A 15,594-nucleotide genomic window follows, 5' to 3' on the forward strand; every position below is an offset into this window, starting at 1 on the left:
ATTGCCCTTTCGATGAGCTGAAGATAAGGCTTTCAAAATTAATGTGTCAACATGTTGTCTTTAATTTTTTCTGTGGATATATTCGAAACCCATACCGAACAACAAGAGGTAGGTGACATGGCTTTCCTGAATATCCTTGTCGAGCAGCGTGCAGCCGTCGGCCTGATCCGTTTGAATCGCCCGGCTGTCCATAACGCCCTCAATGACGCCTTGATGACCGAGCTGGGCCAGGCGCTGCTGGCCTTCGAGGCCGATGAGCGGATTCGGGCCGTCGTCATTACCGGCAACGACAAAGCCTTCGCGGCCGGTGCCGATCTCAGCGAATTGCAGTTCAAGGGGTTCGCCGATGTGTACCTGGAGGATTTCGTCACGGCCAACTGGGAGACCGTCACCCGCTGCCGCAAGCCGGTGATCGCCGCGGTTGCCGGTCTGGCGCTGGGCGGGGGCTGCGAGTTGGCGATGATGTGCGACATGGTCATCGCCGCCGACAACGCTCGATTCGGCCAGCCCGAAGTCAAGGTCGGCACGTTGCCCGGTGCCGGCGGCACCCAGCGCCTGACCCGCGCCATCGGCAAGGCCAAGGCCATGGACCTGTGCCTGACCGGGCGCTTCATGGAAGTCGATGAGGCCGAGCGCTGCGGCTTGATCAGTCGCGTAGTGCCCCTGGCAGACCTGCTGGATGAAGCCCTGGCCGTGGCCGCGCAGATTGCCGCTCACCCGGCGATCGCGGTGAAACTCAATAAAGAAGCGGTCAACCGTGCCTTCGAAACCACCCTGGCCGAGGGTGTGCAGTTCGAGCGGCGATTGATGCACGCCAGTTTCGCCAGTCAGGACCAGAAGGAGGGCATGCAGGCCTTCGCTCAGAAGCGCCAGCCGGTATGGACCCATCGCTGAGAAACGCGATCGATTGGCAAGCCGCATAACTATAAGAAGAGGAGCTGTCCGATGACTTCAGTCGTACAAATGACGCGCGAGGCAGGCGTGGCCTTGATCCGGGTCGACAACCCGCCGGTCAATGCCCTCGGTCACGCCGTGCGCGTCGGGCTGTTGCAAGCGTTCATGGCGGCCGAGCGGGACGGGCAGGTCGAGTTGATCATGCTCTATTGCGCAGGCAAGACCTTTATTGCCGGTGCCGATATTCGCGAGTTCGGACAACCGGCCCAGGCGCCGATCCTGCAGGAACTGACCCTGGCCATCGAGAACGGCAGCAAGCCCTCGCTGGCGGTGTTGCACGGCTCAGTGCTGGGTGGCGGGCTGGAGGTCGCGCTGGGCTGTCACTACCGCATCGCTCACCGTGCCACCCGGCTCGGCCTGCCGGAAACCCGTCTGGGTTTGCTGCCTGGGGGCGGCGGCAGCCAACGCCTGCCGCGCTTGGTGGGTGTGCAAAGCGCGCTGGACATGATCATCGGCGGCGAGCCGATCGAGGCAACCCGGGCACTGGAGCTCGGTCTTGTAGACGCACTGTTCGACGATGAGCCTCTGGTTGCAGGCCTTGCGCATGCGCGGCACCTGTTGGCCGAGCGGGTGGGCGTGCGGCGCGTCGGCCAGATGACGATGCCAACGACGTCTGCCGAGGCCAGTGCATTGATTGCGGCCCGGCGCAGCGAAATCGGCCGCACCCAGGCTGATTCGTTCTCGGCACCGCGCTGCCTCGCTGCGATCGAAGCGGCGATCCAGATGCCATTGATCGAAGGGTTGCAGCGCGAGCGCGCGCTGTTTCTCGAATGCATGGCATCGCCCCAGCGCGCAGCGCTGATCGAAGATTTCTTTGCCCGGCGCCAGACAGCCAAGAGCGGCCGACGCTGAACCTGCGGCCAGCCTGGTGTTGGCCTGACCATCGACCGAGGATTTTGCATGGACATCCACTACACACCCGCCGAGCTTGAGTTCCGCACCGAGGTGCGTGCTTTCCTTCGTGACGCGCTGCCGGCGGACATCGCCAATAGCGTTCGCCTCGGCAAGCGTCTGAGCAAGGACGACCACCAACGCTGGCAGCGCATCCTTGCCCGGCGTGGCTGGTACGCGGCCAATTGGCCGGTGACCTTTGGTGGCACCGGTTGGAGCGTGGTGCAAAAACACATTTTCGAGCAGGAGTGCGCCGCCTTCGGTGCGCCGCGCCTGATCTCCTTCGGCGTCAATATGGTTGCGCCGGTGATCATGAAATTCGGCAACCCGGCGCAGCAGGCGCATTACCTGCCACGCATCCTGAGCGGAGAAGACTGGTGGTGCCAGGGCTACTCGGAACCGGGTGCCGGTTCGGACCTGGCCAGCCTCAAGACCCGCGCCGTGCGCGAGGGCGACCACTATGTGGTCAATGGCCAGAAGACCTGGACCACGCTCGGCCAGCACGCCAACATGATTTTCTGCCTGGTGCGCACGGACAGCGAAGCCCGGCAGCAGCGGGGCATTTCTTTCCTGCTGATCGACATGACCACGCCGGGCATCAGCGTTCGCCCGATCATCACGCTCGAGGGCGAGCATGAGGTCAACGAAGTGTTCTTCGACAACGTCCGCGTGCCAGTGGAAAACCTGGTGGGCGAAGAGAACCAGGGCTGGACCTGCGCCAAATACCTGCTGACCCACGAGCGCACCGGGCAGGCTGGCATCGGCCAATCCAAGGCAGCCTTGGCGCACCTCAAAGCGGTCGCCCGGCAGGAGTTGCGCAACGGCCGGCCGTTGCTGCAGGACCCGCAGTTTCGCTTGCAGGTCGCCCAGGTGGAGATTGAGCTGCTGGCCATCGAGATGAGCACCTTGCGCATCCTCGCTGCTGCCCAGGCCGGCGGTGTGCCCGGTGCCGAAAGCTCGATCCTGAAAATCAAAGGCTCGGAAATTCGCCAGGCCATCAGTCACCTGTTGCGCAAGGCGCTGGGCGCCAAGGCGTTGCCTTTCGTCGAAGCGCAATTGACCGACGACTTTACCGGCACTGCGCTGCACAGCGACTACAGCGCCGCCCCCGCCAGCCAGTATTTCAACCTTCGCAAGCTGTCTATCTACGGCGGCTCCAATGAAATTCAAAAGAACATCATCGCCAAGATGATTCTTGAGCTTTAAGGAGGCACGCAATGGACTTCACACTCAGCTCCGAGCAGCAAATGCTGCAAGACACCGTGGCCCGACTGGCCCGCGATCACTACAGCTTCGAAGCCCGCGAAGGCTATTACCACAGCGAAGCCGGCATGAGCCCGGTGTTCTGGAACCAGATGGCAGAACTGGGCCTGTGTTCGGTGCCGATTGCCCAGGAACATGGCGGCTTCGGTGGCAGCGGCGTGGACAACCTGCTGATCATGACCGAGCTCGGTCGCCACCTGTGCCTGGAGCCCTTCCTGCAGTCGCAGATTCACGCGGCCGGCCTGCTGCAACAACTCGGTGATGCCAGCCAAAAGGCAGACCTGCTGCCGCGGGTGGCCGAAGGCTCACTGCAACTGGCGGTGGCTCTGGAAGAACTGCAAAGCCATTACCAGCTGCACGATGTGCAGACCCAGGCGCGCCCGGTCGAGGGTGGCTGGTGCCTGTCCGGGCGCAAGATCTGTGTGGTGGGCGCGGCCAGTGCGGGATTGATCCTGGTGTCGGCACGAACCAGCGGTGATACACGTTGCGAACAGGGCATCAGCCTGTTTCTGGTCGAGGCGCAAGTCCATGGGTTGCAGCGTCGCGATTACCCCTGCATCGATGGCCCGCGAGCCAGTGATCTGATTCTCGACGATGTCTTTGTGTCCCGGGGTGCTTTGCTCGGTGACATCGGCGAAGCCTTGCCGGCGTTGCGTTATCAGCAGGGTCGGGCCATTGCCGGGCAGTGCGCCGAGGCCGTCGGCGGCATGCAGGAAGCCTTTCGCCTGACCCTCGACTACCTGAAGACGCGCAAGCAGTTCGGCACGCCAATCGGCAAATTCCAGGTGCTGCAGCATCGCATGGCCGACATGTGCGGCGAGCTGGAAATGGCCACCTCCATGGCCATCCTTGCCGCCTGTGTGGCTGATCAAGCCGACGGCGACGAACGTAGCCGGCAACTGGCCGCCGCGAAGTTCGTGGTGGTCCGCGCCGCACGCCTGATCGCCGAGCAAGCGATCCAGTTGCACGGCGGTATCGGCATGACCTGGGAGTACAGCCTGGCCCATCACGCCAAGCGCCTGGTGATGCTGGGTCATCAATTGGGCGATGACGATCACCATTTGCAGGCCTACGCCGAGCTGCTGCACAGCGCCTGACCGATCACTGCACTCACACGGGAACACACTATGAAAGTACTGGTTGCGGTAAAACGTGTGGTTGATTTCAACGTCAAGGTTCGCGTGAAGGCGGACCACTCCGGCGTTGACCTTGCCAACGTCAAGATGGCGATGAACCCCTTCTGCGAAATCGCCGTGGAAGAAGCGGTGCGCCTCAAAGAACAAGGGATTGCCACCGAGGTGGTGGTCGTCAGCATCGGCAGCATTGCGGCACAGGAGCAACTGCGCACCGCGTTGGCGCTGGGTGCCGACCGCGCCATCCTGGTCGAATCCGCCGAAGATCTGACGTCCCTGGCCGTTGCCAAACTGTTGAAAGCGGTTGTCGACAAGGAACAGCCTCAGCTGGTGATCCTTGGCAAACAGGCCATCGACAGCGACAACAACCAGACAGGCCAGATGCTCGCTGCGTTGAGCGGTTACGGTCAGGGCACGTTCGCGTCCAAAGTCGAAATCAGCGGCGACAGCGTCGCGGTGACCCGCGAAATCGACGGCGGCGCGCAGACCGTTTCCCTGAAGCTGCCAGCCATCGTCACCACCGACCTGCGGTTGAACGAGCCGCGCTACGCGTCGTTACCCAACATCATGAAAGCCAAGAAGAAGCCGCTGGAGGTGCTCACGCCGAACGCCCTGGGCGTCAGCTGTGCCAGCACTGTGCACACCTTGAAAGTCCAGGCACCGGCCGCGCGTAGCGCCGGGATCAAGGTCAAGTCGGTGGCCGAACTGGTCGAAAAACTGAAGAACGAGGCGAAGGTAATCTAATGGCTATCCTGGTTATCGCTGAACACACCCACGCAGCACTGGCGGCTGCCACCCTCAACACCGTGACGGCTGCGCAGCAGATCGGCGGCGATATTCATGTGCTGGTCGCCGGTCAGGGCGCGGGCGCCGCGGCAGAGGCCGCGGCGAAGGTGGCAGGCGTGACGAAAGTGCTGCTGGCCGACAACGCTGCCTACGCGCACGGGTTGCCGGAAAACGTCGCGCCGTTGATCGTCGCGCTTGTTCAAGAAGCCGGGGCTGACGGCTACAGCCACATCCTGGCTGCCGCCACGTCCAATGGCAAAAACATCCTGCCGCGCGTCGCCGCCGCACTGGACGTCGACCAGATCTCCGAGATCATCGCGGTCGAAAGCGCCGATACCTTCAAGCGCCCGATCTATGCGGGCAACGCCATCGCGACGGTGCAGTCCTCTGCCAGCGTGAAGGTGATCACAGTGCGCGGCACCGGATTCGATGCCGCTGTCGCCGAAGGGGGCAACGCCGTCATCGAAGCGCTCGCCTTGGTCACCGACAGCGGTCAGTCGGTCTTCGTCAGTGAAGAATTGGCCAAGTCCGATCGTCCGGAGCTGACCGCCGCGAAGATTGTTGTGTCGGGTGGCCGTGGCATGCAGAACGGTGACAACTTCAAACACCTCTATGCGCTGGCCGACAAGCTTGGCGCGGGCGTGGGTGCATCGCGTGCCGCCGTCGATGCCGGTTTTGTACCCAACGACATGCAAGTCGGTCAGACCGGCAAGATCGTCGCGCCGCAGTTGTACATCGCGGTGGGCATCTCGGGTGCCATCCAGCATCTGGCCGGCATGAAGGATTCCAGGGTCATCGTGGCGATCAACAAAGACGAAGAGGCGCCGATCTTCCAGGTCGCCGACTACGGCCTGGTGGCGGATCTGTTCGACGCCGTGCCGGAACTGCAACGGGCGATTTGAGGAGGTGCTTGTGAATACGTTCAAACAGATCGGTGTGATCGGCAGCGGCGCGATGGGCCGGGGGATCGCCCAGTTGTTCGCCACCGCTGGCGTTCCGGTGTTGCTGTATGACAGTCGCAGCGAAGCGACGCAGGAGGCGCTGCAAGCCAATCGGGCCGTGCTGGAGCGCTCCGCCGCCAAGGGCAAGTTGAGCAACGAAGCGCTGGCGAGCGCGCTGGCTTGCATGCGCCCGGCCATCAGCCTTGAAGCCTTGGCCGATTGCGATTTATTGATCGAGGCGATCGTTGAAAACCTTGAGGCCAAGCAGGGGTTGTTCCGTGCGCTGGAACAAGTGGTCAGGGCCGACGCGGTGCTGGCGACCAACACTTCATCCTTGTCGGTGAGCCTGATAGCCAGTGCCTGCAAACATCCAGAGCGGGTGGCCGGGTTTCACTTTTTCAACCCGGTGCCACTGATGAAAATCGTCGAAGTGGTGCGTGGTGAACTGACCGACCCGCAGGTGGTTCAGCGCCTGGCGGCGTTGGCCGGGCACGCCGGTCACTTTGCCGCGACGACCCCCGACTCTCCGGGCTTCCTGGTCAATCATGCCGGGCGGGCCTTCGGACCGGAGGCCTTGCGCATCCTGGGCGAGGGGATCGCCACCCCGGCGCAGATCGATCGCATCCTCAAGGACAGCCTCGGCTTTCGCATGGGGCCGTTCGAGCTGTTTGACCTGGTTGGCCTCGACATTTCCCATGCGGTGATGGAGTCGATACACGCGCAGTTTTATCAGGACCCGCGCTACACCCCATCGGCACTGGTGCCACCTCGCCTGGCCAGCGGCCTGCTGGGGCGCAAGACAGGCCAGGGCTTCTATCGCTACCAGGACGGTAGCGTGGTCGAGGAAGCGCAGCAGGCGCCGCCGCAGGTGGCCATCACCCAGCCATTCTGGCTGGACTGCGACGACTCGGTCATGCGCGAGCGGATAGCCGCGGTGCTGTCCGTTGCCGGCGTTGTGCTGGAGCAGGGCGATCAACCCAGTGCGAGCGCCATCTGCCTGGTGACGCCGCTGGGGGAGGATGCCAGCAGCGTGATCGCCCGCAAGCGACTGCCGTCGCGCCGCAGCCTGGCACTGGAAACCTTCGTCGGCTTCGACACGCGTCGCGTACTGATGCGTCAACCGGCGCTCGACGCGCTGGTTCTGGCTCAGGCGTGCCAGGCCCTGGGCGCCGATGGCGTGCCGGTGGAAGTCATCAATGACTCGCCAGGCTTTATCGCCCAGCGTGTGCTCGCCGGGATCGTCAACCTGGGATGCGAGATCGCCCAGCGACGCATCGCCGAGCCGGCCACCCTGGACCGTGCGGTGCAGTTGGCCCTCGGTTACCCCCATGGTCCGTTGGCTTTTGGTGACCGATACGGGGCGTTGCAGATCTGGCAGATCCTGCACCAACTGCATGAGCTGTATCAGGAGCCGCGCTATCGGGCCAGCCCCTGGCTGCGCCGCCGGGTCCAGCTCGGCCTGCCCCTGACCACCCCCGAGGACCCAGCATGACGGCTTATATCTACGATGGCCTGCGTTCACCCTTCGGTCGCCACGGTGGCGCGTTGGCCGGTGTGCGTCCCGATGACCTGCTGGCCTCTGTGGTGCGCGCGCTGGTGGCGCGTAACCCGTTTGAGGTGCGCGACTATGAAGACTTGATCGTCGGCTGCAGCAGCCAGGCAGGTGAGGACGGGCGCAACCTGGCGCGCCATGTTGCGCTGCTGTCCGGCTTGCCGACGGCCGTTGGCGGTTTGACCGTCAATCGTCTCTGCGGCTCTGGCCTGGCGGCTGTACTGGATGCTGCCCGCGCCGTGCGCTGCGGCGAAGGCGAGCTGTTTATTGCGGGCGGCGTGGAGAGCATGAGTCGGGCGCCGTTCGTGGTGGCCAAGGCGCCAAGCGCCTGGTCCCGTGACTTTCAAGTGTACGACAGCACCCTCGGCCCGCGCTTTCCCAACCCAAAGGTAGAGTCCGGGTTCGGTGCCGATTCGATGCCGCAGACAGCGGACAACGTCGCTCATGAACTGGGCATTACTCGCGAACAAGTCGACCGCTATGCCGCACGCAGCCAGGCGCTGTTCGACGCGGCGGTGCGGGAGGGTTTCCAGGCCGGTGAAATCCTGCCGATCGAAGTGCCGTCAGGGCGCAAGCAGCCGCCGAAGATCGTCGACCGTGACGAGCATCCGCGTCCACAAAGCAACGTCGAGGCGCTGTCGGGCCTGCAACCACTGTTTGACGACGGCGTTGTCACCGCAGGCAACGCCTCGGGCATCAATGATGGCGCGGCCGCGCTACTGATTGGCTCGCGGGCCATGGGTGAGAAGGCGGGTCTGAGGCCTCGTGCGCGCATTTTGGCCGGAGCCGTGGCGGGGGTCGAACCACGATTGATGGGCCTTGGCCCGGTGCCGGCCTGCACCAAGGCCTTGCAGCGTGCAGGTTTGAGCCTGGCCGACATGGACCTGATCGAAATCAATGAGGCGTTTGCCGCGCAAGTGCTCGGCTGTGCCCGGCAACTTGACATCGCCTTCGATGATTCGCGCCTCAATCCCAACGGCGGTGCCATTGCCATTGGTCATCCGCTCGGTGCTTCCGGCGCACGCCTGGCCTATAGCGCGGTGCGACAACTGGAGCGCAGCAGCGGGCGCTACGCCCTGGTCAGTCTGTGCATTGGCCTGGGCCAGGGCATTGCGTGCGTGATCGAACGCCTCGACTGACAAAACACCACCCTCAAGAACCCGGAGAAATCACCCATGGCCAACAAGGCAAGCTTCAACTGGATCGACCCGCTGCTGCTGGACCAGCAACTCACCGAAGAAGAGCGCATGGTGCGCGACAGTGCCCGGCAGTTCGCCGCCGACAAGCTCGCGCCCCGGGTGCTGGAGGCTTTTCGTCATGAGCAGACCGACCCGGCCATCTTTCGCGAGATGGGCGAAACGGGCCTGCTCGGTGCCACTCTTCCGGAAACCTACGGCGGCAGCGGTCTGAACGCTGTGTGCTATGGCCTGATCGCTCGGGAAGTCGAGCGCGTGGACTCTGGCTACCGTTCAATGATGAGCGTGCAGTCCTCGCTGGTCATGGTGCCGATCAATGAGTTCGGTAACGAAGCCACCAAACAGAAGTACCTGCCGAAGCTGGCCAGCGGTCATTACATCGGTTGCTTCGGCCTGACCGAACCGAACCACGGCTCCGATCCGGGCTCGATGATTACCCGGGCAAGAAAAGTCGAAGGCGGCTACCGCCTCACCGGGAACAAGATGTGGATCACCAACAGCCCGATCGCCGATGTCTTCGTGGTCTGGGCCAAAGACGATGAAGGGCAAATTCGCGGCTTCGTCCTGGAGAAAGGCTGGCAGGGCCTGAGCGCGCCAGTGATCCATGGCAAGGTCGGGCTGCGTGCATCGATTACCGGCGAAATCGTCATGGATAACGTGTTCTGCCCTGAAGAGAACGCTTTCCCTGAAGTGCGCGGTCTGCGCGGCCCGTTTACCTGCCTGAACTCGGCACGCTACGGGATCGCCTGGGGCGCGCTCGGTGCGGCTGAAGATTGTTGGCACACTGCGCGCCAGTACGTGCTGGATCGCATCCAGTTTGGTCGCCCGTTGGCTGCCAACCAGTTGATCCAGAAGAAGCTGGCGGACATGCAGACCGAAATAACCCTGGCCTTGCAGGGTTGCCTGCGCCTGGGGCGGATGAAGGACGAAGGCACGGCCGCGGTTGAAATCACTTCGATCATGAAGCGCAACAGCTGCGGCAAGTCGCTGGAGATCGCGCGCCTGGCGCGGGATATGTTGGGCGGTAACGGCATCAGTGACGAATTTGGCGTGGCCCGTCATCTGGTCAATCTGGAGGTGGTCAATACCTACGAAGGCACCCACGATGTGCATGCGCTGATCCTCGGCCGCGCGCAGACCGGTATCCAGGCGTTTTTCTGATGGTTGCCTGAAAAGCATCCCTTGGGTTTGTTTGCCGGGCGTTTGCCCGGCTTGTAGACGCGTCGGATATCCGCCTCGACAAGCCGGAGGTGCCTTACGCCGGCGCTGGCAGACCGGCCAGTGTTTTTCCTGCGATGTACCCAAACGTCATGCCCGGCCCCAAGGTGATGCCGCCGCTTGGGTAGTACCCGTTCATGATGCTGTTCATGTCATTGCCCACGGCAAACAGCCCCGGGATCGGCGTGCCGTGTTCATCGAGGGCGCGGGCGCAGGCGTCGGTGTTCAGGCCGGCGAAGGTGCCGAGGCTGCCGGGGACCAGTTTCACGGCATAGAAAGGCCCTTCGCGCAGGCTGCGCAAGGACGGGTTCGGCTCGTGCAGCGCTTCCCCCTGCGCTTTGTTGTACAGCGACTCTCCACGCTGAAACAGCGGGTCTCGACCTTGCTCTGCACCCTGGTTGAAGGCATTGACGGTGGCTTCGAGTTGTTGCGCGTCGATACCGCATTGGCGTGCCAGTTCACTCAAGGTCCGGGCTTTGAACAGGTAGCCGCCGCGTACATGGGGCGCTGTCGGAAACGGAAAGGGTTTCGACCAGCCCAGCCCATAGCGGCGCTGGGCGCGGTGATCGCAGATCAGCCAGGACACCGGGGCTTCTTGCGCACCTGAGGCGTTGAACAGCGCGCACATATAGTCGTGGTAGGAGTCGGCCTCGTTGACGAAGCGCCGACCATCCTGACGCACGGCGATGAAACCGGGTTTGGCCCGTTCCATCAGATGGGGAAAACCACTGAAACCACCGTCCTCCCGTGGCACCCGGGATACCGGTGCCCACGCAGCGGCATGGGGCAATCCGGTTGCAACGCATCCACCCACGCTTTCGCCCAGGCGCAGCCCGTCACCGGTATTACCCTTGGGCGCCGCGCTCAAATGTTCGGTGCCATTGGGCGCGTGCTTGAACAACTGCGCGATGCGCCGCTGATCGTGGGGGAAGCCACCACAAGCCAGCACCACACCTCGCCGGGCGCGAACATCGATCCGTTGCCCTGCGGATTCAACACGCGCGCCCACGACCCGGTCGCCCTCGCGTAGCAGCGTGCGCACGGGGGTTTCAGTGAACAGGCGCACCTGGCGGTCCACTGCGCTTTTGAGCAGGCGGGCGACCAGGGCATTGCCATTGACCAGGTGCATGCCTCGACCATGCCGCAGCAGGTCGCGGGTATGACGCAACACCCGCCTGGCGCTGTAAAGCAGCGAAGACGGCGAGCGCCGGGCATTGAGGAAATGATTGAGGTCGGTGCCGCCGGCGATGCCCATTCCATAAAGGCTGATGAGGTCGAGCGGGCGTCGCAGCTTGTTGATCCAGGGCCCGAGTCGACGACCGTCGAAGGGTTGTGCACAGACCGAGCGCCCCCCTTTGGCGTGGCCTTCGCTGGCGTGAAAGTCCGGCATCTTGCTGCCGGAGAAAAACTGCACCTCGGTATGGCGCTGGAAAAATTCGACCATCTTCGGCCCTTGTTCGAGGAACATCTCTACACGCGCGTCGAGCGCTTCGTTGTGCAGTTCCCGACGCAGATAAATGCGCGCTTGTTCGGGGTCTTCGACGATGCCGTCGGCGATGGCCAGCGGATTGCGCGGGATCCACAGCCAGCCGCCGGACCAGGCGCTGGTGCCGCCCAGTTGCGGCTCTTTTTCCACCACGATGACGTCCAGACCGAGTTCAGCGGCGGTCACCGCCGTCGCCAGGCCGGAGGCGCCGGAGCCAATGACCAGAACGTCACAAAGCAGGGGATTGCTGATGTGCATGGGGATTACCGCGAGAAAGGATGAGGGCCGCTTCGAACATCGAAGCGGCGCGACCGGGTTTACTTGAGGGGGGAGAAGTCTGTCGGGCGCAGCAGTCGTGATTCCAGGGTCACCACGGCGTCCAGTTCCTTGTTCTGCCGTGCGAACGCCTGCCAGCGCGGATCGGCCGCCATGGCGTTGCGGCGGGCCATGCGATCGTCAAGGCTGGTGTAGCCCCAGATGTGCACCACTTGATTGGCTTCGCCGATTTCAGTGGTGAAGAAACCGATCAGGTTGCCCAGGTGCTCTTGCTGGACGGCCAGTGCGGCGCTTTTGTACAGGGACAGCCAGTCACCGAGCCTGGTCGGTTTAATCGTGTAGGTGCGCAGTTCGTAATACATGTTGTTCTCCAGTGCGGGATGGTTGTGTGGGGTGTTGATCGAGCCGGCCGGCGATGTCGCTGGCGGCGAGGTAACCGAAGGTGATGCCGGGGCCCAGGGTGATGCCGGGACCGGGGTAGGTGCCGTCCATGATCGAATTCATTTCGTTGCCGGCGGCGTACAAGCCGGGAATCGGTGCGCCGCTGCGATCCAGCACCCTGGCCTTGCCGTTGGTGACCAGCCCGCGGGCCGAGCCAAGGTCGCCCGTAAACAAACGGACGGCGTAGAACGGCGCCTTGTGCAACGGCTTGAGGCACGGATTGGGCTGGTGCAGCGGGTCCCCCATGTACCGGTTGTAGGCCGTGCTGCCCTTGCCGAACTGGCGGTCGACGCCTTGTTCGGCATCGGCGTTGTATTGCGCCAGGGTCTGCGCCAGGGCGGGCGCATCGATGCCGGCGATCCGGGCCAGTTCGGCAAGGCTGTCGGCGCGCAGCAGGTAACCGGCGTCAATCAGTGCGCTGTTGTCGACCGGCCGTGGACGGGCCAGTCCCATGCCGTAGTTGTTCATGGCGTCGCTGTCGCAGATCAGCCAGCAGGGCGCATTGGCGCCGCCGTTGGCGAACATGCCCTCGACGAAACAGTGGTAGGAGTCGGACTCATTGACGAAACGGCGCCCGGCGCGGTTGACCGCAATCACGCCCGGCTTGGCGCGGTCGGTGACCAGGTGCGGAAAGCGTTCGACGCTGCCATCGGCCTTGTGCAGCACCGAGACCGGCGCCCAGAAGAAGTTCGCCGAGAGGTGGTCGCCGATGGCCGCGTTGACCGACGCGGCCAGGCGATGTCCGTCACCGACGTTGGCCGGCGGTGACATGGTCCAGTGCTCCGAGTCGGTGGCCGGCCGCTGCCCGGCGGCCTGGTCGCCAGCGGCAAAACCACCCGTGGCCAACACGACGCCGCCGCGCGCCCACACCACACGGGTCGCGTCGCGCCAGGCAATTCGCACGCCTTTGACCGTTCCCTGTTCAACGATCAACGCCTCGGCCGACGCTTGCAGCCAGAGGTCGACGCCATTGGCGAAGGCGGTGCTGGCCAGGCGCGCGATCAAGGCATTGCCCACGGTCAGGCGGGTGCCGCGTGGATGGCTGAGCCGGTCGACGGCGTAGCGCCCCATCAGTTTGAGGCAATGCCAGAGGGATTTTGCCGAGCGCTTGAAACTGAGGAAGTGTTGGATATCGACACGATTGACCATCATGCCGCCGAACAGCAGCATGCCGTCCGGTGGCCGTTTCAGGTGCTTGAAATGCTCGCCCAGCCGACGCCCATCGTATTCGTCGATTTCCAGCGCTCGGCCGGTTTGTGTGCCGCCGGGCAGGTTGGGGTAATAGTCGGGCGACAGCGGCCGCAGGCTGTAACTCAGTTCGCTGTGGGTTTCCAGGTAGTGCAGGGCTTCGCGACCCTGTTCGATAAAGGCGTCGATCAGCTCCGGGTTGTAGCCGGCGCCGATGACCTCCTTGAGGTAACGGCGCATCTGCTCGGCGGGCAGGTGATGCCCGGCGGCCCGGGCCTGATCGGTATCGTGCAGCCAGACCGCGCCACCGGAAATCGCCGACGTACCGCCAAAGGCCTCGGTCTTTTCCACCAGCAAGACCTTGAGGCCTCGGCAGCTGGCCGTCACGGCGGCGGCGAAGCCGGCCGCGCCGCTGCCCAGGACAATCACGTCATAGGTCAGGCCGGCGTTGTCAGAGGGCAGGGAAGTCGTCGTGTTCATTGTCTATTGCCTGTTGAGGACGTGGCTGGAGGTTCAGATGTCCAGCGGCGTCACGCCCATGAAATGACCGAGGTTGCCCAGTTGTGCCAGGGCCATTTCCGGCCCGGTCTGAATCGCGCAGCCCATGCGTCGGGCGCAGGCGAGAAAGGGCGTGACCTGCGGCGAAGTCACGACATCGGCCACCAGGGCGGTGGCGCTCAAGGTTTCCATCAGCGCATTCGGCAACGGCATCGGGCCGTCATCGGTAGCCGCGCCCATGCCAACCGGTGAAGCGTTCACCACCAGATCAAAGTGCTTCAGGGTGAGCGGATTGGCGCTGACCACAATCTCCGGGAAGGCGCTGCGCAAAAGCTCGCCCAGCACTTCGACGCGCTCCTGGCTCAGGTCGCTGATGACCAGGTGGCTGACGCCGGCCTGGCACAACGAATAGGCAATCGCGCTGCCGACGCCGCCCGTGCCGATCACCAGCGCCTGCTTGTCCTTGGGATTGAACGCGTGTTTGCGCGCGGCATTGAGAAAGCCTTCGCCGTCGACGATATCGCCCACCAGCCGCCCGTCGGCCTCGCGGCGGATGACATTGACCGAGCGCAGGGCCGCCGAACGTTCGCTGAGGCTGTCCAGGCGGCTGGCCAACAGCTGTTTGTAAGGGACGGTCACCACGCAACCGCGCATGTTTTGCCAGCCGCGCAGGGTCTGGATGAAGTTCTGCAAGGCGGTCGGTGCGAGGTCGATGGCCAGCATCGCAACGTTTTGCTGGTGGTCGGCGAACCAGCGATTGAAGTTTTCCGGCGATTTCACCTGGGCGATCGGTGAGCCGACGATGGCGACCAATTCAGTCGAACCCTGAATCATGAGATGTACCCGCTTATTGGCTGTGTTGTGGGGCCGATACTGCAAGCGGGCCACAAGACGAACAATCAAAGCCTGGGACGAATACGTTGATAATCGCAATGAGAGTGCGATAATCGCAGTCTTTGCGTGATAAAGAGGCCGAGTCGATGAAACAGCCCACCATCCATTCGCGGGATTTGATCGTCGGCCTGCAAAAAGGCCTGGCGCTGTTGCAGCTGTTTTCCCAGGAGCATCCGCGCTTGAGCGTGCCGGAAGTGGCGCGCATGGCCGACATGACCCAGAGCGCCGCCCGGCGTTTTCTGCTGACGCTGGTGCATGATGACTTTGCGCAAACCGACGGCCGCTATTACTGGCTGACCGCCAAGACCTTGCGCATCGGCCAGGCCTATGTCGATTCAGCGGTATTGCCGCGCATGCTGCGGCCCATCGTCGAGCAGGTGGCGCGAACCACTCAGGAGCACGTGTCGGTAGGCGTGCGTGACGGCGATGACATTGTGCATGTGGTGCGCAGCCGCTACAGCCACATCACTTCGATGTCGATTCGCCCGGGTTCGAGGGTACCGATGTATTGCACCGGCAGCGGTCGGCTGTGGCTGGCGAGCCTTGCCGAAGAGGCACTTGCCGCCTATTTCGCGCGCAATCGGCCACGGGCCATCACGCCTTACACCCTGACCGACGAAGCGCAGATCCGCAGCGAAATAGCCTTGGCCGCGGAGCGGGGTTACGTACTGGTGGATCAGGAATATGAAGTGGGCATGCGGGTTTTGAGCGTGCCGCTGATCGATCGGGAAGGGCGGTTACAGGCGACGCTCACACTCACCACGCACGCGTCGCGCATGACCATCGAGGACATGCGCGAGCGTTATCTGTCGGCGCTCTACGAAGGGCAGGCACTGCTGCGGCCGATCATGACACTCTGAGCGTGCGCCGCTTGCTC

The 15,594-nt window shown here is 63.4% G+C and carries 14 protein-coding genes; 10 read left to right on the forward strand and 4 right to left on the reverse strand.

Going from position 1 to position 15,594, the window contains the following annotated elements:
* Positions 1 to 117: 117 nt before the first annotated feature.
* The 9 genes from GQ39_RS05915 to GQ39_RS05955 are packed head-to-tail and all read left to right on the forward strand — an operon-like array spanning position 118 to position 9,877.
* Positions 118 to 894 (forward strand): enoyl-CoA hydratase, encoded by a 777-nt coding sequence (locus GQ39_RS05915; protein ID WP_047528107.1) that lies wholly within the window; start codon positions 118 to 120, stop codon positions 892 to 894.
* Positions 895 to 945: 51 nt separating this feature from the next.
* Positions 946 to 1,806, forward strand: coding sequence for an enoyl-CoA hydratase/isomerase family protein (locus GQ39_RS05920; protein ID WP_047528109.1), 861 nt, complete (start codon positions 946 to 948; stop codon positions 1,804 to 1,806).
* Between the two features lie 48 nt (positions 1,807 to 1,854).
* Positions 1,855 to 3,051 (forward strand): acyl-CoA dehydrogenase family protein, encoded by a 1,197-nt coding sequence (locus GQ39_RS05925; protein WP_047528111.1) that lies wholly within the window; start codon positions 1,855 to 1,857, stop codon positions 3,049 to 3,051.
* An 11-nt stretch (positions 3,052 to 3,062) separates the two neighbouring features.
* A complete protein-coding gene (locus GQ39_RS05930; RefSeq protein ID WP_047528112.1) occupies positions 3,063 to 4,205 on the forward strand; it encodes an acyl-CoA dehydrogenase family protein in 1,143 nt (380 codons plus the stop codon).
* Positions 4,206 to 4,235: 30 nt separating this feature from the next.
* Complete coding sequence (locus GQ39_RS05935) at positions 4,236 to 4,985, forward strand: electron transfer flavoprotein subunit beta/FixA family protein (protein ID WP_047528113.1); 750 nt, start codon at positions 4,236 to 4,238, stop codon at positions 4,983 to 4,985.
* The gene (locus GQ39_RS05940) at positions 4,985 to 5,929 is read left to right on the forward strand and encodes an electron transfer flavoprotein subunit alpha/FixB family protein (protein ID WP_047528114.1); all 945 of its coding nucleotides are present in this window, start codon (positions 4,985 to 4,987) and stop codon (positions 5,927 to 5,929) included. Before GQ39_RS05935 ends, GQ39_RS05940 begins: the two co-directional genes overlap by 1 nt.
* Before the next feature lie 10 nt (positions 5,930 to 5,939).
* Positions 5,940 to 7,460 carry a 3-hydroxyacyl-CoA dehydrogenase gene (locus GQ39_RS05945; RefSeq protein WP_047528115.1) on the forward strand — a complete coding sequence of 507 codons (1,521 nt, stop codon included), beginning with the start codon at positions 5,940 to 5,942 and terminating at the stop codon, positions 7,458 to 7,460.
* Positions 7,457 to 8,659 carry a 3-oxoadipyl-CoA thiolase gene (locus tag GQ39_RS05950; protein WP_047528116.1) on the forward strand — a complete coding sequence of 401 codons (1,203 nt, stop codon included), beginning with the start codon at positions 7,457 to 7,459 and terminating at the stop codon, positions 8,657 to 8,659. Before GQ39_RS05945 ends, GQ39_RS05950 begins: the two co-directional genes overlap by 4 nt.
* A 36-nt stretch (positions 8,660 to 8,695) precedes the next feature.
* The gene (locus tag GQ39_RS05955; RefSeq protein ID WP_047528117.1) at positions 8,696 to 9,877 is read left to right on the forward strand and encodes an acyl-CoA dehydrogenase; all 1,182 of its coding nucleotides are present in this window, start codon (positions 8,696 to 8,698) and stop codon (positions 9,875 to 9,877) included.
* Positions 9,878 to 9,971: 94 nt separating this feature from the next.
* On the opposite strand, the gene GQ39_RS05960 is transcribed toward GQ39_RS05955, so the two are convergent.
* Genes GQ39_RS05960 through GQ39_RS05975 form a run of 4 tightly spaced genes read right to left on the reverse strand, consistent with a single transcriptional unit; the run spans position 9,972 to position 14,657 of the window.
* Positions 9,972 to 11,678, reverse strand: coding sequence for an FAD-dependent oxidoreductase (locus tag GQ39_RS05960; protein WP_047528119.1), 1,707 nt, complete (start codon positions 11,676 to 11,678; stop codon positions 9,972 to 9,974).
* A 59-nt stretch (positions 11,679 to 11,737) separates the two neighbouring features.
* Positions 11,738 to 12,058 (reverse strand): NIPSNAP family protein, encoded by a 321-nt coding sequence (locus tag GQ39_RS05965; RefSeq protein ID WP_047528121.1) that lies wholly within the window; start codon positions 12,056 to 12,058, stop codon positions 11,738 to 11,740.
* Positions 12,027 to 13,805, reverse strand: coding sequence for an FAD-dependent oxidoreductase (locus tag GQ39_RS05970; protein ID WP_047528123.1), 1,779 nt, complete (start codon positions 13,803 to 13,805; stop codon positions 12,027 to 12,029). The genes GQ39_RS05965 and GQ39_RS05970 overlap by 32 nt, the downstream gene beginning before the upstream one ends.
* Positions 13,806 to 13,838: 33 nt before the next feature.
* Positions 13,839 to 14,657 carry a shikimate dehydrogenase family protein gene (locus GQ39_RS05975; protein ID WP_047528125.1) on the reverse strand — a complete coding sequence of 273 codons (819 nt, stop codon included), beginning with the start codon at positions 14,655 to 14,657 and terminating at the stop codon, positions 13,839 to 13,841.
* Between the two features lie 146 nt (positions 14,658 to 14,803).
* Here GQ39_RS05975 and GQ39_RS05980 point away from each other — a divergent pair, with 146 nt between their 5' ends.
* Entirely contained in the window at positions 14,804 to 15,577 is a 774-nt protein-coding gene (locus GQ39_RS05980; RefSeq protein WP_047528126.1) for an IclR family transcriptional regulator domain-containing protein, read from the forward strand.
* The last annotated feature ends 17 nt before the right edge of the window (positions 15,578 to 15,594 follow it).

The organism is Pseudomonas sp. 11/12A (genome assembly GCF_000800055.1).
Lineage (GTDB): Bacteria > Pseudomonadota > Gammaproteobacteria > Pseudomonadales > Pseudomonadaceae > Aquipseudomonas > Aquipseudomonas mohnii.

Excerpts from the sequence above, each read along its gene's own strand:
- GQ39_RS05935 (WP_047528113.1), top strand. The coding sequence starts at position 4,236 with ATGAAAGTACTGGTTGCGGTAAAACGTGTGGTTGATTTCAACGTCAAG.
- GQ39_RS05970 (WP_047528123.1), bottom strand. The coding sequence starts at position 13,805 with ATGAACACGACGACTTCCCTGCCCTCTGACAACGCCGGCCTGACCTAT.
- GQ39_RS05950 (WP_047528116.1), top strand. The coding sequence starts at position 7,457 with ATGACGGCTTATATCTACGATGGCCTGCGTTCACCCTTCGGTCGCCAC.
- GQ39_RS05940 (WP_047528114.1), top strand. The coding sequence starts at position 4,985 with ATGGCTATCCTGGTTATCGCTGAACACACCCACGCAGCACTGGCGGCT.
- GQ39_RS05980 (WP_047528126.1), top strand. The coding sequence starts at position 14,804 with ATGAAACAGCCCACCATCCATTCGCGGGATTTGATCGTCGGCCTGCAA.
- GQ39_RS05965 (WP_047528121.1), bottom strand. The coding sequence starts at position 12,058 with ATGTATTACGAACTGCGCACCTACACGATTAAACCGACCAGGCTCGGT.
- GQ39_RS05925 (WP_047528111.1), top strand. The coding sequence starts at position 1,855 with ATGGACATCCACTACACACCCGCCGAGCTTGAGTTCCGCACCGAGGTG.
- GQ39_RS05955 (WP_047528117.1), top strand. The coding sequence starts at position 8,696 with ATGGCCAACAAGGCAAGCTTCAACTGGATCGACCCGCTGCTGCTGGAC.
- GQ39_RS05930 (WP_047528112.1), top strand. The coding sequence starts at position 3,063 with ATGGACTTCACACTCAGCTCCGAGCAGCAAATGCTGCAAGACACCGTG.
- GQ39_RS05975 (WP_047528125.1), bottom strand. The coding sequence starts at position 14,657 with ATGATTCAGGGTTCGACTGAATTGGTCGCCATCGTCGGCTCACCGATC.
- GQ39_RS05960 (WP_047528119.1), bottom strand. The coding sequence starts at position 11,678 with ATGCACATCAGCAATCCCCTGCTTTGTGACGTTCTGGTCATTGGCTCC.
- GQ39_RS05920 (WP_047528109.1), top strand. The coding sequence starts at position 946 with ATGACTTCAGTCGTACAAATGACGCGCGAGGCAGGCGTGGCCTTGATC.
- GQ39_RS05915 (WP_047528107.1), top strand. The coding sequence starts at position 118 with ATGGCTTTCCTGAATATCCTTGTCGAGCAGCGTGCAGCCGTCGGCCTG.